Origin of the sequence: Streptomyces sp. NPDC051582 (assembly GCF_040681715.1) — a bacterium.
Lineage (GTDB): Bacteria > Actinomycetota > Actinomycetes > Streptomycetales > Streptomycetaceae > Streptomyces.
Genome location: NZ_JBFAZJ010000021.1, coordinates 69,847 through 94,919 on the forward strand (window position 1 = coordinate 69,847; position 25,073 = coordinate 94,919).

Here is a 25,073-nt window from a genome sequence, read left to right on the forward strand (position 1 = left end):
GCCCCGTAGGGTTGTCATCGCTATGACGAAGCCCTCCCTCCCCGACCTGCTGCACGCCGCCGTCTCCGCCGTCGGCGGCACGGAGCGGCCCGGCCAGGTGGCCATGGCCGAAGCCGTCGCCGAAGCGATCGACGACAGCACGCACCGGCTGATCCAGGCCGGTACCGGCACCGGAAAGTCGCTCGGCTACCTGGTGCCGGCCCTCGCGCACGGCGAGCGCGTGGTCGTGGCCACCGCCACCCTCGCCCTCCAGCGGCAGCTGGTCGAGCGCGATCTGCCCCGGACGGTGGACGCGCTGCACCCGCAGCTGCGCCGCCGCCCGCAGTTCGCCATGCTCAAGGGCCGGTCCAACTACCTGTGCCTGCACCGGTTGCACGAGGGTGCCCCGCAGGACGAGGAGGAGGGCCTCTTCGACCAGTTCGAGGCGGCCGCCCCCACCAGCAAGCTCGGCCAGGACCTGCTGCGCCTGCGCGACTGGGCCGACGAGACGGAGACCGGCGACCGGGACGACCTGACCCCCGGCGTCTCCGACAAGGCCTGGGCGCAGATCTCCGTCTCCTCCCGGGAGTGCCTGGGCGCGACGAAGTGCGCGTACGGGGCCGAGTGCTTCGCCGAGGCCGCCCGCGAGCGGGCCAAGCTGGCCGACGTGGTCGTCACCAACCACGCGCTGCTCGCCATCGACGCCATCGAGGGCGCCCCGGTGCTGCCGCAGCACGAGGTGCTGATCGTGGACGAGGCGCACGAGCTGGTCTCCCGGGTGACCGGGGTCGCCACCGGCGAGCTCACCCCCGGCCAGGTCAACCGCGCCGTGAAGCGCGCGGCCAAGCTGGTCGACGAGAAGGCCGCGGACTCGCTCCAGACCGCGTCCGAGTCGTTCGAGCGGGTCATGGAGCTGGCCCTTCCGGGCCGGCTGGAGCAGCTCCCCGAGGACCTCGGGTACGCGCTGGCCGCCCTGCGGGACGCCGCGCGCAATGTCATCTCGGCGATCGGCGCGACCCGCGACAAGTCCGTCCACGACGAGGACGCCGTCCGCAAGCAGGCCCTGGCCGCGGTGGAGAGCGTCCACGCGGTGGCCGAGCGGATCCTGCTGGGCTCCGAGTACGACGTGCTCTGGTACGAGCGGCACGACCGCTTCGGAGCCACCCTGCGCGTCGCCCCGCTGTCGGTGTCGGGGCTCCTGCGCGAGAAGCTGTTCGCGGACCGCTCGGTGGTCCTGACCTCGGCGACCCTCAAGCTGGGCGGGGACTTCAACGGGGTCGCGGCCTCGCTGGGCCTGTCCCCGGAAGGGATCGAGGGGGAGGACGCCCCGGCCTGGAAGGGTCTGGACGTCGGCTCGCCGTTCGACTATCCGAAGCAGGGCATCCTCTACGTCGCGAAGCACCTGGCCACGCCCGGCCGGGAGGGCACGCGCGGGGACATGATGGACGAGCTCGCAGAGCTGATCGAGGCGGCCGGCGGCCGCACGCTCGGCCTGTTCTCCTCCATGCGGGGTGCGAAGGCCGCCGCCGAGGAGCTGCGCGGCCGGCTCGACAACCCGATCCTGCTCCAGGGCGAGGAGACGCTGGGCGAGCTGATCAAGGCGTTCGCGGCGGACCCGAAGACCTGCCTGTTCGGGACGCTGTCGCTCTGGCAGGGCGTGGACGTGCCCGGTCCCAGCTGCCAGCTCGTGATCATGGACCGCATCCCGTTCCCGCGCCCGGACGATCCGCTGATGAGCGCCCGGCAGAAGTCGGTCGAGGAGCACGGGGGCAACGGCTTCATGGCCGTCGCGGCCACGCACGCGGCGCTGCTGATGGCCCAGGGGGCCGGCCGGCTCGTACGGGCCTCCGGTGACCGGGGCGTCGTCGCGGTCCTGGACCCCCGGCTGGCCACGGCCCGGTACGGGAGCTTCCTGCGGGCCACGCTGCCGGACTTCTGGTACACCACGGACCGCAACCAGGTCCGCCGCTCGCTGGCCGCCATCGACGCTGCCGCCCAGGCGGACGGGAAGTAGCTCGGCCGAGCGGTCCCGTACAGAACGTACGAGCAGCTCCGCACAGAACGAAAACAGCCCCCGGGACCGGCGCAGTGGGTCCCGGGGGCTGGCTAGGAAGGGGCGCGGAGTCAGACGCGGCGCAGCACCGCGACGACCTTGCCGAGGATGGTCGCCTCGTCACCGGGGATCGGCTGGTAGGCGGCGTTGTGCGGGAGCAGCCAGACGTGGCCGTCCTCGCGCTTGAAGCGCTTGACCGTGGCCTCGCCGTCGAGCATCGCGGCCACGATGTCGCCGTTCTCCGCGACCGGCTGGCGGCGGACCGTGACCCAGTCGCCGTCGCAGATGGCGGCCTCGATCATCGAGTCGCCGACGACCTTCAGCACGAAGAGCTCACCGTCGCCGACGAGCTGGCGGGGGAGCGGGAAGACGTCCTCCACCGACTCCTCGGCGAGGATCGGGCCGCCGGCCGCGATCCGGCCGACCAGCGGTACGTACGAGGCGGCGGGCTTGCCGGTGGTGTCCGTGGGCTGCGAGCTGGGCTGGTCCGAGCCCCGGACCTCGTACGCCCGGGGGCGGTGCGGGTCCCGGCGCAGGAAGCCCTTGCGCTCCAGGGCCATCAGCTGGTGGGCCACCGACGACGTGCTGGACAGGCCGACCGCCTGGCCGATCTCCCGCATCGACGGCGGGTAGCCGCGCCGCTGCACCGAGTCGCGGATGACCTCGATGACCCTGCGCTGCCGGTCGGTGAGCCCGGAGCTGTCGGCGCGGATGCCCGGAGGTCGCCCTGGCAGCGACCGCGCGGGGCGCGCGGGCTCCGCCTCCGGGTTCAGGCTTGCGTCGTTCATGGGATGCACCGGCTCAAGTCGGCTCTGGGAGCGGTTCTGGGCAGTGATGGTGGCACTGTCTGCGGTGGTGGTCACGTCGGCGGCCCCTCTCGAAATGTTCTCCCTAGCTGGACAACGGTAGTTGCTTTCGAAAGGTTGCGCCAAACACACGTTCGAGTGAAAAATCGAGAATCGTCCAACCTGGGCACATCGAGGGGTGTATGGACGATCGGTCCGCCGAACGCGGGTTCGGTCCGGCGTCCGCTGATTACGGTACCCTTCCCGATCGGATCGCCGCCTTCCGGTCCTGTGCCCAGTGTGGCACCGGGAACGCCCCCGTCCGGGCATCGCGCGGGGCGACACGCGGATCGAAGTAAATCCACCACAACCCAAGATCTAGTGGTTGGATGAGCGCTGCCGCCCAGAAGTTGTGGTCCTCGGTCCTCCGAGGTCCCCGGCATCGCATATGCTGGTGGCTGCTTCACCAGCCCCCGACCTGGACCCGTCCCGGTCGTTCAGGGGCCTCGTGAGGTGATTCGGTCGTGCCAAGAGGGAGGGTGAGGGAACCATGCACTGCCCCTTCTGCAGGCACCCCGACAGCCGCGTCGTCGACAGCCGCACCACGGACGACGGCACGTCGATCCGTCGGCGCCGTCAGTGCCCCGACTGCTCCCGTCGCTTCACGACGGTGGAGACGGCCTCGCTGATGGTGATCAAGCGCAGCGGGGTGACCGAACCCTTCAGTCGTACCAAGGTCATCTCCGGCGTGCGCAAGGCGTGCCAGGGGCGGCCGGTCACCGAGGACGCCCTCGCCAAGCTCGGCCAGCGGGTCGAGGAGGCGCTGCGCGCCACCGGGAGCGCCGAGCTGACCACCCACGACGTGGGTCTGGCCATACTCGGCCCGTTGCAGGAGCTCGACCTGGTCGCGTACCTGCGGTTCGCGTCCGTTTACAAGGCGTTCGACACCCTCGAAGACTTCGAGACCGCCATCGCGGAACTCCGCGTGCCGCGGCCTCACCCCCAAGAGTGCGAGCCCGGTCGGACCTCTGCGGTCCCCGTGCCCGCCTCCGCCGCCGACTGACCGGGCGGCCGCAGCGCAGCGTGGCCGCGGCCCGGGACAGCCAGGCGAAGAAACGTAGATACAAGACAGGCAGTGCCGCGGAATAACGCTGGCACTTTAGGGCGTTTTTGCCCGCATATGGGAGGAAGCGGCATGACAGAGACGGCGAGCGGCTCGGCACGAGGTTCCCGCGCCAAGGGGACCAAGACTGCCAAGAGCGGCCTGCGGATCGAGCGCATCCACACCACCCCCGGCGTGCACCCGTACGACGAGGTGAGCTGGGAGCGCCGTGACGTCGTCATGACGAACTGGCGCGACGGCTCGGTGAACTTCGAGCAGCGTGGCGTCGAGTTCCCCGACTTCTGGTCGGTCAACGCGGTCAACATCGTCACCAGCAAGTACTTCCGCGGCGCGGTGGGCACCCCGCAGCGCGAGACCGGTCTCAAGCAGCTCATCGACCGCATCGTGAAGACCTACACGAAGGCCGGCGAGGACCACGACTACTTCGCGTCCCCGGCCGACGCGGAGATCTTCGAGCACGAGCTGACCTACGCCCTCCTGCACCAGATCTTCAGCTTCAACTCCCCGGTGTGGTTCAACGTCGGCACGCCCCAGCCGCAGCAGGTCTCCGCCTGCTTCATCCTCGCCGTCGACGACTCCATGGAGTCGATCCTCGACTGGTACAAGGAAGAGGGCATGATCTTCAAGGGCGGCTCAGGCGCCGGCCTGAACCTCTCCCGCATCCGCTCCTCCAAGGAGCTCCTCTCCTCCGGCGGCAACGCCTCGGGTCCGGTCTCCTTCATGCGCGGCGCCGACGCGTCCGCCGGAACGATCAAGTCGGGCGGCGCCACCCGCCGCGCGGCCAAGATGGTCGTCCTGGACGTGGACCACCCGGACGTCGAGGACTTCATCGCCACCAAGGTGAAGGAAGAGGAGAAGATCCGCGCCCTGCGCGACGCGGGCTTCGACATGGACCTGGGCGGCGACGACATCACGTCCGTCCAGTACCAGAACGCCAACAACTCCGTCCGCGTGAACGACGAGTTCATGACGGCCGTCGAGAACGGCACCCAGTTCGGCCTGCGCGCCCGCATGACCGGCGAGATCATCGAGAAGGTCGACGCGAAGGCCCTCTTCCGCAAGCTGGCCGAGGCCGCCTGGGCCTGCGCCGACCCGGGCATCCAGTACGACGGTGTGATCAACAACTGGCACACCTGCCCCGAGTCCGGCCGCATCACCGCGTCGAACCCGTGCAGCGAGTACATGCACCTGGACAACACGTCCTGCAACCTCGCCTCGCTGAACCTGATGAAGTTCCTCAGCGACGACGGCAAGGGCGACCAGTCCTTCGACGCCGAGCGCTTCGCCAAGGTCGTCGAGCTCGTCATCACCGCGATGGACATCTCCATCTGCTTCGCGGACTTCCCGACGCAGAAGATCGGCGAGAACACCCGCGCCTTCCGCCAGCTCGGCATCGGCTACGCCAACCTGGGCGCCCTGCTCATGGCCACCGGCCACGCGTACGACTCGGACGGCGGCCGCACCCTCGCCGCGTCGATCACCTCGCTGATGACCGGCACCGCCTACAAGCGCTCCGCCGAGCTGGCCGCCATCGTCGGCCCGTACGACGGCTACGCCCGCAACGCCGAGGCGCACAAGCGCGTCATGAAGCAGCACGCCGACGCCAACGCCGTCGCGCCGCGCACCGAGGACCTGGACAACTCGATCTGGGCCGCGGCCACCGAGGCCTGGCAGGACGTCCTGCGCCTCGGCGAGAAGAACGGCTTCCGCAACTCCCAGGCCTCCGTCCTCGCGCCGACCGGCACCATCGGTCTCGCGATGTCCTGCGACACCACGGGCGTCGAGCCGGACCTGGCCCTGGTCAAGTTCAAGAAGCTCGTCGGCGGCGGCTCGATGCAGATCGTCAACGGCACCGTCCCGCAGGCCCTGCGCCGCCTGGGTTACCAGGAGGAGCAGATCGAGGCGATCGTCGCCCACATCGCCGAGCACGGCGTGGTCGTCGACGCCCCGGGCCTGAAGACCGAGCACTACGAGGTCTTCGACTGCGCGATGGGCGAGCGCTCCATCTCCGCGATGGGCCACGTCCGCATGATGGCTGCGATCCAGCCCTGGATCTCCGGCGCGATCTCGAAGACGGTCAACATGCCGGAGACGGCGACCGTCGAGGAGATCGAGGAGATCTACTTCGAGGCGTGGAAGATGGGCGTCAAGGCGCTCGCGATCTACCGCGACAACTGCAAGGTCGGCCAGCCCCTCTCCGCGAAGAAGAAGGAAGCGGAGAAGGAGGAGGTCACCGCCAAGGCGCAGGACACCATCCGCGCGGCCGTCGAGAAGGTCATCGAGTACCGCCCCGTCCGCAAGCGCCTCCCCAAGGGCCGCCCGGGCATCACCACCTCCTTCACGGTGGGCGGCGCCGAGGGCTACATGACCGCCAACTCCTACCCGGACGACGGCCTGGGCGAGGTCTTCCTGAAGATGTCCAAGCAGGGTTCGACCCTCGCGGGCATGATGGACGCCTTCTCGATCGCCGTCTCGGTCGGTCTGCAGTACGGCGTCCCGCTGGAGACGTACGTCTCGAAGTTCACGAACATGCGCTTCGAGCCGGCCGGCATGACGGACGACCCGGACGTGCGGATGGCGCAGTCGATCGTCGACTACATCTTCCGCCGCCTGGCGCTGGACTTCCTGCCCTTCGAGACCCGCTCCGCGCTCGGCATCCACACCGCCGAGGAGCGCCAGCGCCACCTGGACACCGGTTCGTACGAGCCGCTGGAGGAGGACATCGACACGGAGTCCCTCGCCCAGTCGGCCCCGCTGGCCGCCGTCCCGGCAGCACCCAGGCCGGCCGCGGTCGTCGAGGTCCAGGCCCCGAAGACGGCGCACTCCAGCGCCGAACTGGTCGAGATGCAGCTCGGCGTCTCCGCCGACGCCCCGCTCTGCTTCTCCTGCGGTACGAAGATGCAGCGCGCCGGCTCCTGCTACATCTGCGAGGGCTGCGGCTCCACCAGCGGCTGCAGCTGAAACTAGGCGCCCACCAGGCATGACGTGCCTGGTCAGAACGGGGAGTCGGCGAAATGCCGGCTCCCCGTCGGCGTCATTGCCCGGTGCGTCCGGTGCGACTGCTCAGGTGGCTTGCGCCGCCTCCGAGGTGCTCCGGGCCCGGGCCCGTTCGATCTCGTTGATATGGGTTTCCGTCCAGTGGCGGAGGGCGCTGATCGGCTCCGCCAGACTGCGACCGAGCTCCGTCAGGTCGTATTCGACCCGGGGCGGGACGGTGGGGTACACGGTGCGGGTGACGAACCCGTCTGCCTCCAGGGCGCGCAGCGTCTGGGTGAGCATCTTCTGTGAGACGCCCTCGATGCGCCGCATCAAGCCGGTGTACCGCAGGGTCCCTTCGAGGAGGGCGTCCACGACGAGGATCGTCCACTTGCCGGAGATGTGGTCGAGGACCTGACGCGTCGGGCACTTCGCGGAGTAGACGTCGGCAGGCAGTCCGGATGCTTCCACCGTGGTCTTCATACGGGAGAGTAACGCACAAAAAGGTGCCCTCTTCCCGATGGAGAGTCACTCTCCAATAGTGAGTGGCATGACGAGCCACACGATGTCTGTCGCTGAAGCGATCCGCACCCGCCGCACCGTCCGCCACTACCGGCCCGATCCGATTGCGCCGAGCGCGCTCGAAGCGCTCCTCGATCTCGCGGTCGAGGCCCCCACCAGCTGGAACCTGCAGGACCGGTCGATCGTCGTGGTGTCCGCAGCAGAAGGACGCGCGGGGCTGGCACGGGCCACCGCCGGCCAGCCCCAGCCCCAAGAGGCCCCGGTCGTACTGGTCTTCGTCGCCGAGCCGCAGTCCTGGCGTGATGACCACAGCGACGTCTACGAGCAGGCGCGGCGCGGCGGGGCATGGAACGACGAGTTCATCGCGCTGTTCTCCGCCGCGTCGACGGCCTTCCAGGAGGATCTCGACCGGCGCGGACTGCTTCGGGAGTACGCGGTCAAGGACGCCATGATCGCGGCCTCGTTCCTGATGCTCGCCGCCACGGAGATGGGACTGGCGACCTCGCCCATGAACGGCTGGGACGAGGCCGAGGTCAAAAAGGTGATCGGGATCGACGGCCGTGACGATCTGGCCATCGCCCTGTTGGTCTCGGTCGGTTACCCGGCGGAGGAACGGCGCCATCCGGGTCGGCGCGCCACGGAGCACAACGTATTCCGCGGATCGCACGGGACCCGCGACGCGGGGAGTGCCGCACGCCGGGAGTAGCCGGGGCGGTGGGTCAGTGGGGGATGCGGCGGGACGGGCGGGGGATGAGATCCTCGCGGAATTCCGCGATGCGGGAGTGGACCTGGCGCATCAGGTGGGTGTCCTCGATGCGGTCCAGGTAGAGGCAGCGCGCGGCCAGGCCCGGCAGGTCGAAGGCGAAGCACAGCGACATCAGCGGGCGCGCCCTCACGGGTGGCGCGCGGTACGGAGAACGCGCCGAGGTACGCGCCCTCGCGCTCCAACGCGGCGATGTTCTCCAGTACGAGGGCGTGGCTGACCCCGTGGTACGCGTCCACGCCGAAGCCGACCGACACGACGAGGCGCTGCGGTACGTCGTCCAGGGCGGCCAGCGCCGCGAGGCTGGTCAGGTCCTCCTCGGGGGTGCCGAGGCCCGCTTCGTCACCCCGCATGAGGATGTCGGTCCCGCCGTCGACCAGGACGACGGCGTCGATGCGGTGGAGGTCGATCAGCGCGCGGTAGGCGGCGCGCAGCGGCTGCACCCCGGTCTGGGGGAAGGCGTAGACGGTGGCCGGGTAGTCGTGTGCCTCCAGCCACTGGGCCAGGGTCCGCTCGGGGAAGTACGCCTGGTGGGGGGCGGTGTGCGGGGTGATGGCGGCGAGGTCGGGGGCCGCCCAGTCCTCGACGGGCAGCCCGGCGAGGTGGCTGAAGGAGAGGTTCGCCAGGTGGACCTCCTTGCCCTGGTGGAGGAGCGAGAGGGCGAGGGGCAGGCCGGCGTAGATGTCGAAGCCGCCGCCCGCTCCCGCGACCAGGACGCGTTCGGCGTCGGCGAGGCGGTCGAAGAGCGGGTTGGTGTGCAGGGCGGTCATGGAGATCATTGTGCGGGGCGCGCAAGCGCAGCCGCCCCGCAATTTCCGGGATCGGACGGCGGCATGCACCGGGGCCGGAACGACCTGAACCAGGGCAGCGCGGAGACGGGGGAGACATGTGGAGCGGTGACCAACTGGATCTGGACGCCTATCTGGCGCGGATCGGATACGACGGCCCGGTCGGGGAGGACGGGGAACTCCGCGCGGACCTGCCGACGTTGTACGCAGTGCACCGCGCCCACACCGGTGCCATCACCTTCGAGAACCTGGACGTGCTGCTCGGCCGCCCCGTCGAGCTGGACGTCAAGGCTCTGGAGGAAAAGCTCGTGCACGGCCGCCGCGGTGGCTACTGCTACGAGCAGAACTCGCTGCTGGCCGCCGCCCTGGAGCGGATCGGCTTCGAGGTCTCCGGCCGCGGCGCCCGCAACCGCACCCGGGGGGACACCCTGCTCGCGGTGACGCACGCCGTCCTCGTCGTCACCGTCGAGGGCGAACCCTGGCTGTGCGACGCCGGGTTCGGGCACCAAGGGCCGCGCGAGCCCGTCCCGCTGGCGCGGCCCGGTGCCGAAGTGGTGCAGGGGGAGTGGACGTACGCCGTCCGCGAGGAGGACGAAGGGATCCTCGCGCTGTCCATCCTGCGCGAGGGCGTCCGGCGGGACCTGTACGCGTTCTCCCCGCAGCGCTACCACCCCGTCGACTACGTCCTGCTCAACCACTACAGCTCCACCCACCCCCGCTCCGTCTTCGTCGGGCGGGTGATCGTCCAGCACCCGGGCGACTCCGTCCGCCAACCCGTCCGCCGGGCGCTCGTGGGGCGGGAGCTCACCCGACTCCACGCCGACGGACGGGTCGAGCGGCGGTCCGCGGACCCCGCCGAGCTCCTCGCATTGCTCGACCGGGAGTTCGGGCTTCGGCTGTCCGGGCGGGATGCGGAGGAACTGGTGCGGATCAACCGCGCTGGGGACTGACCGGGGCCGCGCCGGGCCCGTACGATGGCGCGGTGCTGGTCAAGTGGATTCGCTGCACGGTGACGGACCGACGCGGGTTCGAGCGCGGGCAACGCAAATGGGCGGGGCTGCCTGGCGAGCCGGGATTCCGGGGGCAGGGCGGCGGATGGAGCCGGGGGCGGCAGGGGGTCGCGCATGTCTTCGCGTTTTGGGAGAGCCGTTCGTTCTACGACTCGTTCATGGCCCGATCGCACGACCGGCTCGCCGCGTCCCAGACCGGGACCTTCACCAACGCGCGGGTCACGCTCTTCGACCACCGCTTCGACGTGAAGACCGGCTTCGAGCCGCGCTTCACCGACGCGGACGTCGTGCGGGTCGCCCACACCCGGGTGCGGGAGGGGCGGGTGGACCACTTCGCCCTCATGCAGGAGAAGGTGTGGAACCCGGCCATGGCTGGCTCACCCGGAATGATCCGGGGCCTGTTCGGGGAGGCGCCGGGCCGGGAGTTCCTCGTCCTGTCGATGTGGCATGCCGCCGCCGAGCACGGCAAATACCGCCAGGAGCGGGTCGAGCGGCTCTCGTTGCGGGCCCAGACCGAGGCCGATGTGGAAGCCCTCACCGGTGACGTCGTCGACCTCGAATCCTCCTGGACGGTATGACCGTACGACGATCGGCGGGCCGACCGGCGAGCCCGGGTGCTCGGCCCGCCGGCCGCCGCATAGGGTCGGGGGATGGCACGACCACGGCGCATCGTCCTTGTCCGGCACGGGGAATCGGAGGGCAATGCCGATGACACGGTGTACGAACGGGAGCCCGACCACGCCCTGCGGCTGACCGGCAAGGGCCGCGAGCAGGCCGCGGAGGCCGGAGTACGGCTGCGCGAGCTGTTCGGGGACGAGGCCATCAGCGCGTACGTCTCCCCTTACCGCCGGACCCTCCAGACCTTCCGGGAGCTGCGGCTGGACCCGGCGCGGGTGCGGATGCGCGAGGAGCCGCGGCTGCGCGAGCAGGACTGGGGGAACTGGCAGGACCGGGACGACGTACGGCTGCAGAAGGCCTACCGCGACGCCTACGGCCACTTCTTCTACCGCTTCGCGCAGGGGGAGTCCGGCGCGGACGTCTACGACCGGGTCGGATCCTTCCTGGAGAGCCTCTACCGCAGCTTCGAGGCGCCGGACCACCCGCCGAACGTGCTGCTGGTGACGCACGGGCTGACCATGCGGCTGTTCTGCATGCGGTGGTTCCACTGGTCGGTGGCCGAGTTCGAGGCACTGTCGAACCCCGGGAACGGCGAATACCGGGTGCTCCTGCTGGGGCCGGACGGGCGCTACCGGATGGACCGCCCGTTCGAGAGGTGGACCACACCGGAGCCTTATGACCTGGACGGCTAAACTGACGCGGGATGACCGCTGACTCCGCTTCCGAACCGCGCTACGCACGCGCCATGGCCAGCCTCCGCGGGCTGGCCCTGGGTGACGCCCTGGGCTCCCAGTACTTCGTCCCCGTGAACTACCCCCTCCTCAAGCGCCGCGAGCTGCCCGCCGGCACCGGCACCTGGCAGTGGACCGACGACACCGAGATGGCCTGCTCGGTGGTCGCCGTCCTCGCCGCGCACGGGCGCATCGACCAGGACGCCCTGGCGAGCTCCTTCGCCCACCACCACGACTTCGACCGCGGCTACGGGCCCGCCGTCAACCGGATGCTGCGCCTCGTCCGGGAGGGCGAGGACTGGCGCACGCTGGCCGCCGAGCTGTTCAACGGGCAGGGCTCGTGGGGCAACGGCGCGGCCATGCGGATCGCTCCGCTGGGTGCCTGGTACGCCGACGATCCCGAGCAGGCCACGCACCAGGCGGAGATCTCCGCCTACACCACGCACCAGCACCGCGAGGCGGTCTGCGGGGCGATGGCCGTGGCAGCGGCGGCCGCGCTGGCGGCGGCCCCCGCGGGTCCGCCGAAAGCCGGCGACCTGCTGGACGGGGTGATCGCCCTGGTGCCGCGCAGTGCGGTGGGGGCCGGGCTGCGGCGGGCGCGGGACATGCTGGACTACGGCGACGCGACGACGGTCGCGGCGGTGCTGGGCTGCGGGCGGCGGACGAGCGCGCACGACACGGTGCCGTTCGCCCTGTGGTCGGCGGCGCGGTCGCTGGGCGATTACGAGCGGGCGTTCTGGACCACCGCGCAGGTGGGCGGGGACGTGGACACGACCTGCGCCATCGTGGGCGGGGTGCTGGGGGCGCGCGGCGACGCGGCACTGCCGGCCGCCTGGCTGTCCCGTACGGAGGCCCTGCCGGCCTGGCTGCCGGAGACCGCGGCGCACTAGCCCCGTGGGGGCCCGGGCCGCCGTGAGGCCGTTGTGATTGTCACGGTCCTGCCACAGGGGCCCTCCGGGCGGGCTGAACGCCCACGTCACGGGCCTAACCTGTCCGCTCCGCCGCCTCCGTCGTGATGACGCGGGCGGCCGACAGGGGAGGGGAACCCGATGCCAGACGACACCGACGGCGCGCCCGACAAGGCGACCGGCGGCCCGCCCGCCGATCCCGCGCGGCCGGCTCCGCCGCGCAGCGAGCCGGGTGCGGCCGGGGGAGGGGCGGGCGGAGGCGCCGGCGGAGCGCATCTGGCGGGGCGGGCCGGGGCGCCTGCGCCCGGCGTGGCCCGGGCGCAGGCAGCGGGCGCGGGCGCGGGTACGGCTGAGGGCGCGGCCGTGGTCGGCGGTGGGGCGCCGGACGGGTGGGATCCCAAGGCCTGGCAGGCCTACCAGGTGCGCCGGCAGCGCGCCGCCTCCGGGGCCTGGTCCATCCTGCCGCCGGCCTGGGCCGAGGCCGCCCGGCCGGCTTCGGCCGCGCCCGTGTCCACCGCCGTGCTCCTCGCCGCAGTGGCGGCCGGCCTCGCCGCGGGCCTGTTCCTCGGCGACGGCCTGGGACTCGGACTGCTGATCGCCGCCGTGCCCGCCGCCATCGGTGCGTACCTCGCCGCCCGCGCGGCCCGGCGCCGTGCGCGGGCCTGGAGCGTGACCTGGGCCCTGGGGTGCGTCGCACTCCTCGGGATCCCCGCGCTGCGCGACGCCGACTGGCCGTCCGCCCTCGCGCTGCTCGCCGCCGCCTTGCTGGGCGCACTGGCCCTGCACGGCAGCCGCACCTGGCACGGCGTCCTGCTCAGCCCGCTCGGCTTCGTCGACTCCGCCGTGCTCGGGATCCGCTGGGCCTGGAGCGGGCTGCGCTCGCGCGGCAGCGGAGTCGACCGCGCCCGCTGGCTGCCGGTGGTCAAGGCCACCGCCGTGGCCCTCGTCCTGCTGGTGCTCTTCGGCACCCTCTTCGCCTCCGCCGATGCCGCCTTCGCCGACCTGCTGGACGGGCTCACCCCCGAGATCTCCCTCGGCGACGGCCCCTTGCGCATCGTCCTCTTCCTGCTCGGAGCCGTCCTCGCGCTCGCCGCCGCCCGCGCCGCCGCCGGGCCCTCGCGCTGGGACCGGATCCGGATCGCGCCCGGAAAGCCGCGCTCCCGCGTCGAATGGGCGCTTCCGCTCATCGTGCTCGACCTGCTCTTCGCCGGCTTCAACGCCGTCCAGCTCGCCGTCCTGTTCGGCGGCTACGACAAGGTCCTGGAGAGCACCGGGCTCACCTACGCCGAGTACGCCCGCCAGGGTTTCTGGCAACTGCTCTGGGCCACCCTGCTCACCCTCGCCGTGATCGCGCTCGCCCTGCGCTGGGCCCCGCGCACCGGAGCCGGCGACCGCCGGTTCGTCCGCGTGGTCCTCGGCACGCTGTGCGCGCTGACCCTGGTCGTGGTCGCCGCCGCGCTGCGCCGGATGGACTTGTACGTGGACGCGTACGGACTGACCCGGCTGCGCGTGTCGGTGGCCGCGATGGAGCTCTGGCTCGGGCTGGTCATCGTACTGATCATGGCCGCGGGAGCCTTCGGCGCCCGCCTGCTGCCGCGCGCGGTCGCGGCGGGCATGGCCGCCGCCGTCCTGGCCTTCGGGCTGCTGTCCCCGGACGGCATGGTCGCCGAGAAGAACGTGGCCCGCTTCGAGCAGTCCGGCAAGCTGGACCTGGCCTACTTCCAGGACCTGTCGGCGGACGCCGTGCCCGCGCTGGACCGGCTGCCCGAACCCCGCCGCTCCTGCGCCCTGCGCGGGATCAACGACGATCTGTCGCGCCGCGGCCCGGTCCCCTGGTACGCGGTCAGCCTCGGCGAGTACCGGGCCCGGCAGATCCTGCGCGAGCGCCCGGTCACGGCCTCGTACGAGGTGTGCCGGAGCCTGGGCACCTTCCACGGCCGCATCGAGTAGCGGCCGGATCGCGTACGGGGGGCCCGGGACCGGGGCCCCCGTACGCCACGCCGTGCGGCTCAGGCCACCGGACCGGCCTCCGCGGCAGCGCCGTTGAGGGCGTCCAGATCGCTCTTGCGCACCCGGATCACCAGCAGCGCGGTGGCCACCGCGAGCGCGGCCATGGCGACGGCCGCGACGAGCGCGGTGGAGATGCCCTGGGTGAGGACGAGGTCGCCCCACGGGTCGGGCAGCCGCCCGGTCTCCTTGAACGCCGCCATCTGATCGGGATCCGCGTGGGCCACGAAGTCCGGCACCTGCTTCGCGCCCTCGTTGCGGCTGGCCGTGCCGAAGACGGTGACCAGGATCGACAGGCCGAGGGAGCCGCCGACCTGCTGGCTGGCGTTGAGCAGACCGGAGGCCGCGCCCGCCTCCTTCTGGGCCACCCCGGAGACGGCGGTCAGGGTGAGGGTCACGAAGTTCAGGCCCATCCCGAAGCCGAAGACCAGCATCGGCCCGAGGACGCCGGAGACGTACGAGCTGTCGGTGCGGATGAAGGTCAGCCAGGCCAGGCCGACGCCGGTGAGGGCGGAGCCGGTGACCATGAACGGCTTGGGGCCGAAGCGCGGCAGGAAGCGCTGGGAGAGCCCGGCGGCGGTGACGATCGCCACGGTCACGGGCAGGAACCCGAGCCCGGACCGGATGGGGGAGAAGCCCAGCACGTTCTGCACGAACTGGACGATGAAGAAGAACATCCCGAACATCGCGGCGGCGAGCCCCAGCATGATCAGGTAGGTGCCGGCGCGGTTGCGGTCGGCGAACATCCGCAGCGGGACGATCGGCTCGTGGGCGCGCGACTCGATGACCACGAAGAGCGCGAGCAGGACCGCGGCCGCGGCGAAGGAGGCGAGGGTGCCCCCGTCGCGCCAGCCGTCCTCGGAGGCGCGGATGAACCCGTAGACCAGCGAGGCCATGCCGCCGGTGGAGGTGAGGGCCCCCGCGATGTCGAAGCGGCCCGGGTGGCGCTCGGACTCGGTGATGTAGAGCGGCGCGAGGACGGCGATCAGCAGGCCGATCGGCACGTTGACGAAGAGCACCCAGCGCCAGTCGAGCCACTCGGTGAGCATGCCGCCCGCCAGGAGGCCGATCGCGCCGCCGCCGGCGGAGACGGCGGCGAACACGCCGAACGCGCGGTTGCGCTCGGGGCCTTCGGCGAACGTCGTGGTGATCAGGGCCAGGGAGGTCGGCGAGGCGATCGCGCCGCCGACCCCCTGGAGTGCGCGGGCGGCCAGCAGTTGCCAGGGTTCCTGGGCGAAGCCGCCCAGCAGGGAGGCCAGCGTGAAGAGCAGGATGCCGGTCAGGAACACGCGGCGCCGGCCGAGGATGTCGCCGGCCCGGCCGCCGAGCAGCAGGAGCCCGCCGAAGGCCAGGGTGTAGGCGCTGATCACCCAGGACAGGTCGGTCGTGGAGAAGGACAGGGCGGTCTGGATGTGCGGGAGCGCTATGTTCACGATCGTCGCGTCGAGGACGACCATCAGCTGACAGGCGGCGATGACCGTGAGGGCCACGCCGGGCCGCCCTTCCCGGCGGGCCGCGCCCGGTATCCGGGGTGTGGCGAGTGGAGAACTTTTCACTGAGGATCCCCCCATAGTGAAATAGTGAACGCAGCCGTTCACTGCGGCCCCACGGTAGGAGCCCCCGGTTAGTGAACGCAACCGTTCACTAAGGCTGAAAATGCGTACGAGGGCCCCCGGTTCGGCGGGAGGTGGAAGTGGTGGTGGGTTCGCGCTGGTCGGTGACCTCGCCGGGCCGCAGACGCGGTCCGGAACTCGAACGGGCGATCCTCGACGCGGCGTTGGAGCAGCTGAGCACCGTGGGCTGGAACGCGCTCACCATGGAAGGCGTCGCGGCCGGCGCGCACACCGGCAAGGCGGCGGTCTACCGCCGGTGGCCCTCGAAGGCCGACCTGGTGGCCGAGGTGCTGCGGGCCGGGCTGCCCCCCATCGGCGAGATCGCCGACTGCGGATCGGTCCGGGGCGACTTCCTCCGGTTGTGTGTGCGGATGCGTGACGTGATGGAGTCGCGCGCCGGTCAGGCACTGCGAGCGGTCCTTCACGAATGCGACCACGCCCATGCGGGCCGGTTCCACGACGTGGTCCGCGCCGGGCTGCACGAGCCCGCCCATCGCCTGATCAGGGAGCTTGTGCAGCGCGGGATCGAGCGGGGCGACGTGCGCGCGGACGCGGTGGGTCCGTTCGTCGCCGACGTCATTCCGGCCATGATGATGTACCGCGCGAAGGTGTGCGGGAGTGAATGGACGGATGTGGACATCACGGAAATGATCGATCAGGTGATGGTGCCGCTGCTCAAGGCGTGAGACGCCGTACGGACTCCACCCGGGGCGGGGTGTGCAGGCGGCGCGGGGCGGCGTACCCTTGCTGGCGCCATGCCGTACGAAGCACCCACCCACACCGTCGAACGCTCCCTCCGTGCAACCACCGGCGCCAAGGTCATCGCCGGGGTAGACGAAGTCGGACGAGGGGCCTGGGCCGGTCCCGTCACCGTGTGCGCGGCGGTCACCGGTCTGCGCCGGCCGCCCGCCGGTCTCACCGATTCCAAACTGCTCACCCAAAAACGTCGCGACGCGCTTCTCGACGTCCTGGAGGACTGGGTCACCGCCTACGCCCTCGGGCACGCCTCTCCGGAGGAGATCGACGCGCTCGGGATGACGGCCGCCCTGCGGCTCGCCGCGGAACGCGCCCTGGCGGCGCTGCCCGAGCGGCCCGACGCGGTGATCCTCGACGGCAAGCACGACTACCTCGGCGTGCCCTGGCGGGTCCGCACGGTGATCAAGGGCGACCAGTCCTGCGTCGCCGTCGCCGCGGCCTCGGTGATCGCCAAGGTCAGGCGCGACCGGATGATGGCCGAACTCGGCCGACAGGGCGGCGGATGTGCGGAGTTCGCCTTCGGCGACAACGCCGGATACCCCTCGCCGGTGCACCGGGCCGCGCTCGAAGAGCTGGGGCCCACCCCGTACCACCGGCTCTCGTGGTCGTACCTCGACGGGCTGCCCCGGTGGCGGCACCTCAAGAAGGTGCGGCGCAGCGAGGAAGCCATGGAGCTGGAAAACGGAGGCCAACTCGGCTTCGATTTCTGATCGCACCCACGTGCCACCCGCCGGTACGTTTCGTACCGGTGTTTGATAGACATCAACTCATGCCTCTCACCACCGAGGAGCCTCAGATTCACGAGAGTGCCCAGGGTCCCCGCGTCACGCCGGCCGCGAGCCGCACCGCGCAGACCCCCCGCCCCGTACCTGGTCCGCGTCCCGCCGCCGTTCCGCGGCCCGGGCGCCCCGGTCCCTCCCCCGCGGCGGCGAGCCGTGCGGGCGGGGCTCCCAGGCCCGCACCGCCCGCGCAGCGAGCGCCGCAGGCCACCCCCGCACCCGCAGCCCCCACCGCACCGTCCGTCTCCGCGGCGGTGCCCCAGATCCAGCTGATCCCGGCCTCCGCCGAGGGTGCGCTGGACGCGGCCGAAGAGGCCGTCGACCTGCTGCTCGACACCGGGCGCGCGCCCGGCGACATCCTGGTGCTCACCACCGGCGACCCGCACCCGTGGGCCGCGCACGAGCTGTCCTTCGGCGAGGCCGCCTACTGGGCCCTGCACGACGCCGGGGACGACGTCTTCTACGCGGACGCGGCGCAGGCCGAGCGCGCCGCGGAACGTCCCGTCGTGGTCTTCGCGACCAACGGCGGACCGGCCGACGCGACCATCGCCGCCCTGCCGACCGCGCTCGCGCGGGCCGGCACGCTGCTGATCGTGTGCGGCGACCCGCAGCAGGTCAACTCCGTGCTGGGCACGGGCGTCTGACGCCCCGTGTCCGGCAGGGGCAAGGGGCGGGGCCGGCCGGACCGGCCCCGCTGAAGCCCGAGGCCCGACCAGCCGTACGCCCGATCCAGGGTGTACGGCCGTGAGGGCTGCCCGCGTACGCGAACGGTGCGCGGGCGGGCTTCGAGCGCCCCGGGCGGGCTCCGGCGCACGGCGGACCCTCAGCGCGCGGCGGTACGGCGCCGCATGATCTCGCTCGCGCCGCCGCCGGTACGCAGGCTCAGCGCGGGGAAGTCGGCCACCGCGTCGCCGAGCCGCTCGGGCCGCGAGTCGGAGCCGGGATGCCGGCCGCCCCGGCCCTCGCCCAGCACCTGCCAGCCGCCGCGGGTCAGCGTGATGTACGCGCCGCAGCGCAACCCGTGCAGGGTGCAGGCGTCCCGCAGCCCCCACATCCAGGCGCCGTCCTCCTCGGTCCACCGCTCGTCGCCCTCGCGGCAGTAGAGCAGCACCGCGGTCCGCACCGGACTCCGGCGCCGCAGGTCGTGCGGGATGACCCGGCGCAGAGCGGCGAGCAGGGCGTTGCGGTAGTCCCAGCCGTCGGCCGAGGACGAGCGCTGCGCGAAGGAGGCGCTCGCGACGAGGCGTTCCTCGGGGCCGAGCACGGCGATCACCGCCGTCGAGGGCGCCGGAGCGTGGCGGGAGTGCAGCCCGCTCACGACCTCGCGCGGATTGCGCAGCAGGGGGACGCCGGCCGCCGTCCATTCGGCGGGTTCCAGCCGTCTGCCGTGCCGGCTGGCGACGCCGGCCGCCGTGGTCAGTGACGACGTCGAAGGCGGGGCGAATCCGAAGGTCACGGTCCTCCCTTCGGGTACACGCCCGCGGACGGGCACAGCTGTCGTGCGGGCGCGCCGCGGCGAGGCCCGGAAGAGCGCCGTCGAGCCGAGCGGGGGCAGCCCAATTCTCGCGTGGCCCGCGAGCATGCGGCAACGAGCAATTGGCGCCGCCGACCGGAATTCGCCGGTATGCCGTTCATATCCTTGCCCCGTCAAGCCGAAGATGACTCATCCGACTCCGCCCGAAGCGCCCGCACCAGCGGAAACACCCCTTCGGGGGCCGGGTCGAGACCGGGTGGAGCGGGTGTCCGACCCGTGGACGCTCCGCGACGATCTTCCCACGCTGGGTGAATTGGCCGATTGTCCGTGCCATCCGGTTGCATGGGGGCATGGACAACCTGGAGCTCCGCACCGAAGCCGATGCCATCCTCGCTGAGCTCGTCGGCGCGCCCGGGAGCGGGGCGCGGCTGCGGGAGGACCAGTGGCAGGCCGTGGCCGCCCTGGTTCAGGAGCGCCGTCGGGCCCTGGTCGTGCAGCGCACCGGCTGGGGCAAGTCAGCGGTGTACTTCGTCGCCACGGCGCTGCTGCGCCGGCGAGGATCCGGCCCCACGGTGATCATCTCGCCGCTGCTGGCGCTGATGCGCAACCAGGTCGAGGCGGCGGCGCGGGCAGGCATCCAGGCGCGCACCATCAACTCGGCCAACCCGGAGGAGTGGGACGCCATCTACGGGGAGGTCGAGCGCGGCGAGACCGACGTGCTCCTCGTCAGCCCCGAACGGCTCAACTCCGTGGACTTCCGCGAGCAGGTGCTGCCCAAGCTGGCGGCGACGACCGGTCTGCTCGTGGTCGACGAGGCCCACTGCATCTCCGACTGGGGCCACGACTTCCGCCCCGACTACCGACGGCTGCGGGCCATGCTCGCCGAGCTCGCCCCCGGCGTCCCGGTCCTGGCCACCACCGCCACCGCCAACGCCCGCGTCACCGCTGACGTGGCGGAACAGCTGGGCACGGGGGCCGGCGAGGCCCTGGTGCTGCGCGGCCCGCTCGACCGGGAGAGCCTGCGCCTGGGCGTGGTCGAGCTGCCGGACGCGGCGCACCGGCTGGCCTGGCTCGCCGAGCACCTCGACGAGCTGCCCGGCTCGGGGATCATCTACACGCTGACGGTGGCCGCGGCCGAGGAGGCCGCCGCGTTCCTGCGCCAGCGCGGCTTCCCGGTGGCCTCGTACACGGGCAAGACGGAGAACGCCGACCGCCTGCAGGCCGAGGACGACCTCCAGGCGAACCGGGTCAAGGCGCTCGTGGCGACCTCGGCGCTGGGCATGGGCTTCGACAAGCCCGACCTGGGCTTCGTGATCCACCTCGGTTCCCCGTCCTCGCCGATCGCCTACTACCAGCAGGTCGGCCGCGCCGGGCGCGGGGTCGAGCACGCCGAGGTCCTGCTGCTGCCGGGCAAGGAGGACGAGGCCATCTGGCGCTACTTCGCCGATACCGCCTTCCCGCCGGAGGCCCAGGTACGGCAGACCCTGGCGGCCCTCGCCGACGCCGGGCGGCCGCTGTCCGTCCCGGCGCTGGAGGCGGCGGTGGAGCTGCGGCGCACGCGGCTGGAGACGATGCTCAAGGTGCTCGACGTCGACGGGGCCGTCAAGCGGGTCAAGGGCGGCTGGAGCTCCACCGGCCGGGAGTGGACGTACGACTCCGAGCGGTACGCCTGGGTCGCCCGCCAGCGCGCCGCCGAGCAGCAGGCCATGCGGGACTACGTGAGCACCTCCGGGTGCCGGATGGAGTTCCTGCGACGCCAGCTGGACGACGAGGGCGCGGCCCCGTGCGGCCGGTGCGACAACTGCGCGGGCGCCTGGGCCGATTCCTCCGTGTCGGCCGAGACCCTGACCGGCGCGACGAAGGAACTGGACCGCCCGGGGGTGGAGGTGGAGCCGCGCCGGATGTGGCCGACCGGCATGGCGGCCCTGGGCGTCAGCCTGAAGGGACGCATCCCGGCCGGGGAGCAGTGCTCCACCGGTCGGGCGCTCGGCCGGCTCTCGGACATCGGCTGGGGCAACCGGCTGCGCCCGCTGCTCGCCGAGAACGCCCCCGACGGGCAGGTCCCCGACGACGTGCTGAACGCCGCGGTGGCCGTCCTCGCCGACTGGGCGCGCTCGGCGGGCGGCTGGGCCCCCGGGGTCCCGGACGCCTCCGCCCGGCCCGTGGGCGTCGTCGCCGTGCCCTCCCTCGCCCGCCCGCAGCTCGTGGGTTCCCTGGCGGAGGGGATCGCGCGCATCGGCCGCCTCCCGTACCTGGGCACGCTGACGTACACCGGGCCGGACGGCGCGCACGCGGCGCGCCGCAGCAACTCCGCCCAGCGCCTGCGGGCCCTTGCAGGGGCCTTCGCGGTCTCCGGGGAACTGGCCGCGGCCCTGGCGCAGTCGCCCGGGCCCGTCCTCCTCGTGGACGACTACTCCGACTCCGGCTGGACCCTGGCGGTCGCCGCCCGCCTGATCCGCCAGGCGGGTGGCGGACAGGTCCTTCCGCTGATCCTGGCGACGGCCGGCTGATCTTCACAGGCGGGTACGGGCGTTTCGGTTCCGTGGTCATGTCCCCATGGAACCCACTGGTTGTGACCTTGCGTCAAGGGGTGTCCCGAGCCTGTGGATGTTGAAGGATCAAGAGTTATCCACAGGGCTTTCGGGATCTGATCGTCCGCGGGACCGTCGGGGCATGACGAACGACCGCGAACCACGCACCCCGTCCGACCGGCCCGCCATCAGCGCGTCCGGACCCGCCCTCCCTCCCCGCATCACCTTGCGCAGCCCTGCCGAACTGGCCGACGCGCTGCCCTACATGCTCGGGTTCCACCCGACCGACTCCCTCGTCATGGTCACCGTGCACGGGGAGGGCGGGCGCTTCGGCGGCCGGCTCCGCGTCGGCATCCCCACGGCCCCGGCGGAATGGGAGGACACCGCCCGACAGGTCGCCGACTGCCTGGTCCGGGGCAGCGAGCGGCGCGAGGCCAAGCCCGACGGCATCGTCGTCTTCCTCTGCCAGGACCCGGAGGCCGGCGAGAGCGGTCAGCGGGTGATGACCCGGCTGCGGCCGCTGGCCCAGCGCATCCGGCTGGCGTGCGGCGCGCTCGACGTGCCGGTGATGGAGGCGCTGTGCATCTCGGGCGGCCGGTACTGGTCCTACTGCTGCCCCGACGAGCGGTGCTGTCCCGCCGAGGGCAGCCCGCTGGCCGCGACCGGCACCTCGGTGATGGCGGCGACGGCCACCTTCGCCGGACTCCGGGTCAGGGGTTCGCTCCGGGAGATCGAGGACCGCATGACACCGCTGCGCGGGGGCGGGGCGGCCGAGATGGAACGGGCCCTGGACCGGGCGGCCGCCGCCCTCGTGCCGAAGATCCTCGACGGGGCCACCCGGGAGGAGGTCGGTGCGGAGACGGTCACGCTGGCCCGGACCCTGATGCGGCGCATGACCCTCGCCCCGCCCGTCGAGGGCGGACCGGCAGCCGACGACTGGGACGACGCGCTGCTCGGGCACGACGAGGCCGCCACCGTGATCCTCGGCCTCCAGGACCGCGAGATCCGGGACGTGGCCGCCGAGTGGATGGAGGGCGAGGACGCGGCCCCCGCCCTGCGGCTGTGGCGGGCCCTGGCCCGTCGCTGCGTCGGGGCCTACGGCGAGCACGCGGCGGCCCCGCTCACCCTCGCGGGCTGGGTGTCGTGGTCCACCGGGGACGAACCGACGGCCCGGATCGCCCTCGGGCTCGCCCTGCGCGCCGACGCCGACTACCGCTTCGCGCAGCTGCTCCACCACGCCTGCAACGAGGGCATCGACCCGGAGGGGCTGCGCGCCTGCCTGCGGGAGGAGCGGCGGCGCCGGGAACCCCGCCGGGGGCGTGCCGCGGCCACGACCCGTCCTCCCGGCCGCCGGGAGGCGAAGCCCCGCCGGGAGCCCCGCCGCACGGCGGGGAGCGACCAGTGAGCCGGGACCGGGGCTCCGGCGCGGGCCGGGGCGCGGGGAGTCGCGCGCGGTGGATCCGGGACGCCGCCGCGAGCGCCCTGCGGCGAAGGCCGCGTCACCGGCACGGCCCAGTACGGGCGCAGCCGCCACCGGGGCCCGTGACCCGGGCGGGGGCGGGGGCGTTCAGCTGGAGGGTGGCGGGGGCCCGGCCGCGCCGCCGCCCAGCGAAACAGGCCGGAGCGCAGACAGCCCAGACAAGGCGACCCATGGCCCACTCCGTACCGCCCGCCCGCAGGACCGAGTTGCCGCCCGTGCACGGCGCCGTCATCTGCGTCGCCGCGCCCTGCCTGGTCATCTCGCCGGAGCACGGCCAGCTGACCGGGCGGGGGATCGACGGGATCTACCGCTCCGGGCGCCGGCTGCTCTCGCGCTGCGTGCTCCGGATCGGCGGCCGGGATCCGGTCGCCGTCCAGGGACGCAGCCTCGGCTCCGACCGGGCCGCCTTCACCGCGACCGTCCGTACCGGGGCGGAGGCGGGGCCCGACCCCGACATCGGCGTGGAGCGGGTGCGGCACGCGGACGGCACCGAGCGGATCACCGTGCGCAGCTTCGCGGCCAGGCCGCTGCGCCTGCCCGTCGAGCTGCTGCTCGGCACCGACTTGGCGGAGCTGGCCGCGGTGGCCGCCGGCCGGGCCGGGCCCGAACTGCCCGCAGGGGTGCACGCCGCCGGGCTGCGGTGGAGCAGCGGGGAGGCCCAGGCCGTCACCGTCGCCGAGCCGGCCCCCGACGACGCCCTGGCCTCGGCAGGACTGCTGCGCTGGCAGCTCGAACTGGGGCCGGGCGAGTCCCGCACCATCGAGCTGCGGACCACGCGGGACCGCGTGTCCCGGGCCCCGGCCGGGCAGGTGGCCAATCCGCTGGCCACCGCCCGGGCCGAGGGGGACGACCCGCGGGTCGACGCCTGGTTCCGGCGCAGCGTCGAGGACCTCGGAGCCCTGCTGATGCGGGATCCGCAGGAGCCGGCCGACGCGTTCGCCGCGGCCGGAGTGCCGTGGCGGCTCGGACTGGCTCCGGCGGAGTCCCTCTGGGCGGCCAGGATGGCGCTGCCGCTCGGTACCGGTCTCGCGGCGGCCACGCTGCGCACCCTGGCCCGGACCCAGACCGGCGGCCGGGGCCCCGACGCCGGGAAGATCCCCGGACCGCTGCGCGGGGCCGGTCCGCAGCTGCCGCCCGGGTGCACCGGCACCGAGGCGACCCTCGCCTTCCCGGCGGTGCTCGCCGAAGCCCGGCGCTGGGGGATGCCCGAGGAAGAGGTGGCCCGGCTCCTCCCGGCGGCCGAACGGTGCCTGGAATGGCTGCGCGGCGCCCTGGGGCCGGACGGCCTCCTGGCCGACCCCGACCCCGGGCCCCGGCGCTGCGAGACCCAGGCCCACGCGCACCGGGCCGCGCTGCTCGGAGCCGACCTGCTTGACGGGTTCGGGCGGCCCGGCGCCGAGGAGTGGCGGGAGTGGGCGGCCGCACTGCGCAAGCGGTTCCGGGACGGGTTCTGGATCGACGGTCCGCACGGCGGGCGGCCCGCCGCGGCCCTGCACCCCGACGGGCGGCCGCTGCCCCGGCTGACGGGGGCCGCCGCCCATCTCCTGGACACCGGCCTGCTCGGCGGCGGCCTGCTCGCCCCCGGACTGCTGGATCGCGTTCGCACCGAGCAGCTCGCCCGCCTGCTCGGCGCCCCTCCCATGGATTCCGGCTGGGGGCTGCGGAGCATGGGCTCCCGGGAGCCGGGCCACAACCCCTTCGGCCACCGCTCCGGCGCGGTGCGTGCGTACGAGAGCGCCGTCGCGGTCGCCGGCCTCGCCCAGGCGGGCTTCGAGAAGGAGGCCGCCGGGCTGCTGCGGGGCCTGCTGGACGCTGCGGAGAGCTTCGGGTACCGGCTGCCGGAGATGTACGCCGCCGAGCAGCGCACCACGGGCAGCGCGCCGCTCCCGCATCCGGCGGCCTGCCGCCCCGCCGCGGTGGCCGCGGCCGCCGGGGTGCACGCGCTGACCGCCCTCGCCGGGGTGCGCCCCGACGCCCCCGCGGGCACGGTCGCCCTCGTCCCGCTGCCCGGGGCTCCGCTCGGCGCCCTGCGCTTGTGTGACCTGCGGGTCTCGGGGGAACCGTTCGCCGTCCGGATCAGCCGGCTCGGCCTCGGCATGGTGGAGGAGGCGGCCGATGCGCTCCAACTCGGCGGGTAGCCGGGCAGTCGCCGCCTCCGTGGTGACCAAAGCTCTGTT

The 25,073-nt window shown here is 72.9% G+C and carries 19 protein-coding genes and 1 pseudogene; 15 read left to right on the forward strand and 5 right to left on the reverse strand.

From position 1 onward, the window contains the following. Window positions 1–22: 22 nt before the first annotated feature. The gene (locus AB0M92_RS25630; RefSeq protein WP_366104624.1) at window positions 23–1,993 is read left to right on the forward strand and encodes an ATP-dependent DNA helicase; all 1,971 of its coding nucleotides are present in this window, start codon (window positions 23–25) and stop codon (window positions 1,991–1,993) included. Between the two features lie 110 nt (window positions 1,994–2,103). On the opposite strand, the gene lexA is transcribed toward AB0M92_RS25630, so the two are convergent. Continuing rightward, complete coding sequence (lexA, locus tag AB0M92_RS25635) at window positions 2,104–2,895, reverse strand: transcriptional repressor LexA (RefSeq protein WP_363179251.1); 792 nt, start codon at window positions 2,893–2,895, stop codon at window positions 2,104–2,106. A gap of 472 nt (window positions 2,896–3,367) precedes the next feature. On the opposite strand from lexA, the gene nrdR reads away from it, so the two are divergent. Both nrdR and AB0M92_RS25645 read left to right on the forward strand, forming a co-directional pair. Next, window positions 3,368–3,880 (forward strand): transcriptional regulator NrdR, encoded by a 513-nt coding sequence (gene nrdR / locus AB0M92_RS25640; protein WP_366104625.1) that lies wholly within the window; start codon window positions 3,368–3,370, stop codon window positions 3,878–3,880. A gap of 132 nt (window positions 3,881–4,012) precedes the next feature. Next, a complete protein-coding gene (locus AB0M92_RS25645; RefSeq protein WP_366104626.1) occupies window positions 4,013–6,901 on the forward strand; it encodes a vitamin B12-dependent ribonucleotide reductase in 2,889 nt (962 codons plus the stop codon). A 102-nt stretch (window positions 6,902–7,003) separates the two neighbouring features. Here AB0M92_RS25645 and AB0M92_RS25650 read toward each other — a convergent pair whose 3' ends face one another. Continuing rightward, window positions 7,004–7,399: a helix-turn-helix domain-containing protein gene (locus tag AB0M92_RS25650; protein WP_366104627.1), complete on the reverse strand. Its 396-nt coding sequence runs from the start codon at window positions 7,397–7,399 to the stop codon at window positions 7,004–7,006. Between the two features lie 82 nt (window positions 7,400–7,481). On the opposite strand from AB0M92_RS25650, the gene AB0M92_RS25655 reads away from it, so the two are divergent. After that, window positions 7,482–8,144: a nitroreductase family protein gene (locus tag AB0M92_RS25655; RefSeq protein WP_366104628.1), complete on the forward strand. Its 663-nt coding sequence runs from the start codon at window positions 7,482–7,484 to the stop codon at window positions 8,142–8,144. 13 nt (window positions 8,145–8,157) lie between these two features. Here AB0M92_RS25655 and AB0M92_RS25660 read toward each other — a convergent pair. After that, window positions 8,158–8,971: pseudogene (locus tag AB0M92_RS25660) on the reverse strand (DUF1152 domain-containing protein). Window positions 8,972–9,087: 116 nt separating this feature from the next. Here AB0M92_RS25660 and AB0M92_RS25665 point away from each other — a divergent pair. The 5 genes from AB0M92_RS25665 to AB0M92_RS25685 all read left to right on the forward strand — a co-directional run bounded on the left by AB0M92_RS25665 (window position 9,088) and on the right by AB0M92_RS25685 (window position 14,206). After that, window positions 9,088–9,939, forward strand: a complete 852-nt coding sequence (locus AB0M92_RS25665) for an arylamine N-acetyltransferase (protein ID WP_366104629.1) — start codon at window positions 9,088–9,090, stop codon at window positions 9,937–9,939. Window positions 9,940–9,971: 32 nt separating this feature from the next. Further along, window positions 9,972–10,577: a YdbC family protein gene (locus tag AB0M92_RS25670; RefSeq protein ID WP_366104630.1), complete on the forward strand. Its 606-nt coding sequence runs from the start codon at window positions 9,972–9,974 to the stop codon at window positions 10,575–10,577. A gap of 72 nt (window positions 10,578–10,649) precedes the next feature. Continuing rightward, entirely contained in the window at window positions 10,650–11,309 is a 660-nt protein-coding gene (locus AB0M92_RS25675; protein WP_366104631.1) for a histidine phosphatase family protein, read from the forward strand. Between the two features lie 11 nt (window positions 11,310–11,320). Next, window positions 11,321–12,238, forward strand: a complete 918-nt coding sequence (locus AB0M92_RS25680; protein ID WP_366104632.1) for an ADP-ribosylglycohydrolase family protein — start codon at window positions 11,321–11,323, stop codon at window positions 12,236–12,238. Between the two features lie 159 nt (window positions 12,239–12,397). Further along, the gene (locus tag AB0M92_RS25685) at window positions 12,398–14,206 is read left to right on the forward strand and encodes a DUF4173 domain-containing protein (protein WP_366104633.1); all 1,809 of its coding nucleotides are present in this window, start codon (window positions 12,398–12,400) and stop codon (window positions 14,204–14,206) included. Window positions 14,207–14,265: 59 nt separating this feature from the next. Here the strand turns inward: AB0M92_RS25685 and AB0M92_RS25690 are convergent, their stop codons facing one another. Further along, window positions 14,266–15,834 (reverse strand): MFS transporter, encoded by a 1,569-nt coding sequence (locus AB0M92_RS25690; RefSeq protein WP_366104634.1) that lies wholly within the window; start codon window positions 15,832–15,834, stop codon window positions 14,266–14,268. Between the two features lie 125 nt (window positions 15,835–15,959). Between AB0M92_RS25690 and AB0M92_RS25695 the strand changes: the two genes are divergently transcribed. The 3 genes from AB0M92_RS25695 (at window position 15,960) to AB0M92_RS25705 (ending at window position 18,055) form a co-directional block, all read left to right on the forward strand. Continuing rightward, the gene (locus AB0M92_RS25695; protein ID WP_366104693.1) at window positions 15,960–16,562 is read left to right on the forward strand and encodes a TetR/AcrR family transcriptional regulator; all 603 of its coding nucleotides are present in this window, start codon (window positions 15,960–15,962) and stop codon (window positions 16,560–16,562) included. A 69-nt stretch (window positions 16,563–16,631) separates the two neighbouring features. Further along, on the forward strand, window positions 16,632–17,342 hold the full coding sequence (locus tag AB0M92_RS25700) for a ribonuclease HII (protein WP_366104635.1): 711 nt from the start codon (window positions 16,632–16,634) through the stop codon (window positions 17,340–17,342). A 59-nt stretch (window positions 17,343–17,401) separates the two neighbouring features. Then, entirely contained in the window at window positions 17,402–18,055 is a 654-nt protein-coding gene (locus AB0M92_RS25705) for a hypothetical protein (protein WP_366104636.1), read from the forward strand. A 179-nt stretch (window positions 18,056–18,234) separates the two neighbouring features. Here the strand turns inward: AB0M92_RS25705 and AB0M92_RS25710 are convergent, their stop codons facing one another. Then, a complete protein-coding gene (locus AB0M92_RS25710) occupies window positions 18,235–18,867 on the reverse strand; it encodes a hypothetical protein (RefSeq protein WP_366104637.1) in 633 nt (210 codons plus the stop codon). 368 nt (window positions 18,868–19,235) lie between these two features. Here AB0M92_RS25710 and AB0M92_RS25715 point away from each other — a divergent pair, with 368 nt between their 5' ends. From AB0M92_RS25715 to AB0M92_RS25725, 3 genes are all read left to right on the forward strand, one after another. Then, a complete protein-coding gene (locus AB0M92_RS25715) occupies window positions 19,236–21,395 on the forward strand; it encodes a RecQ family ATP-dependent DNA helicase (protein WP_366104638.1) in 2,160 nt (719 codons plus the stop codon). Between the two features lie 163 nt (window positions 21,396–21,558). Next, on the forward strand, window positions 21,559–22,821 hold the full coding sequence (locus AB0M92_RS25720) for a DUF4192 domain-containing protein (RefSeq protein WP_366104639.1): 1,263 nt from the start codon (window positions 21,559–21,561) through the stop codon (window positions 22,819–22,821). Window positions 22,822–23,066: 245 nt separating this feature from the next. Then, on the forward strand, window positions 23,067–25,034 hold the full coding sequence (locus AB0M92_RS25725; protein WP_366104640.1) for a glycogen debranching N-terminal domain-containing protein: 1,968 nt from the start codon (window positions 23,067–23,069) through the stop codon (window positions 25,032–25,034). Window positions 25,035–25,073: the final 39 nt, after the last annotated feature.

Excerpts from the sequence above, each read along its gene's own strand:
- AB0M92_RS25630 (WP_366104624.1), top strand. The coding sequence starts at position 23 with ATGACGAAGCCCTCCCTCCCCGACCTGCTGCACGCCGCCGTCTCCGCC.
- nrdR (WP_366104625.1), top strand. The coding sequence starts at position 3,368 with ATGCACTGCCCCTTCTGCAGGCACCCCGACAGCCGCGTCGTCGACAGC.
- AB0M92_RS25645 (WP_366104626.1), top strand. The coding sequence starts at position 4,013 with ATGACAGAGACGGCGAGCGGCTCGGCACGAGGTTCCCGCGCCAAGGGG.
- AB0M92_RS25650 (WP_366104627.1), bottom strand. The coding sequence starts at position 7,399 with ATGAAGACCACGGTGGAAGCATCCGGACTGCCTGCCGACGTCTACTCC.
- AB0M92_RS25655 (WP_366104628.1), top strand. The coding sequence starts at position 7,482 with ATGTCTGTCGCTGAAGCGATCCGCACCCGCCGCACCGTCCGCCACTAC.
- AB0M92_RS25665 (WP_366104629.1), top strand. The coding sequence starts at position 9,088 with ATGTGGAGCGGTGACCAACTGGATCTGGACGCCTATCTGGCGCGGATC.
- AB0M92_RS25675 (WP_366104631.1), top strand. The coding sequence starts at position 10,650 with ATGGCACGACCACGGCGCATCGTCCTTGTCCGGCACGGGGAATCGGAG.
- AB0M92_RS25680 (WP_366104632.1), top strand. The coding sequence starts at position 11,321 with ATGACCGCTGACTCCGCTTCCGAACCGCGCTACGCACGCGCCATGGCC.
- AB0M92_RS25685 (WP_366104633.1), top strand. The coding sequence starts at position 12,398 with ATGCCAGACGACACCGACGGCGCGCCCGACAAGGCGACCGGCGGCCCG.
- AB0M92_RS25690 (WP_366104634.1), bottom strand. The coding sequence starts at position 15,834 with ATGGGGGGATCCTCAGTGAAAAGTTCTCCACTCGCCACACCCCGGATA.
- AB0M92_RS25700 (WP_366104635.1), top strand. The coding sequence starts at position 16,632 with ATGCCGTACGAAGCACCCACCCACACCGTCGAACGCTCCCTCCGTGCA.
- AB0M92_RS25705 (WP_366104636.1), top strand. The coding sequence starts at position 17,402 with ATGCCTCTCACCACCGAGGAGCCTCAGATTCACGAGAGTGCCCAGGGT.
- AB0M92_RS25715 (WP_366104638.1), top strand. The coding sequence starts at position 19,236 with ATGGACAACCTGGAGCTCCGCACCGAAGCCGATGCCATCCTCGCTGAG.
- AB0M92_RS25720 (WP_366104639.1), top strand. The coding sequence starts at position 21,559 with ATGACGAACGACCGCGAACCACGCACCCCGTCCGACCGGCCCGCCATC.
- AB0M92_RS25725 (WP_366104640.1), top strand. The coding sequence starts at position 23,067 with ATGGCCCACTCCGTACCGCCCGCCCGCAGGACCGAGTTGCCGCCCGTG.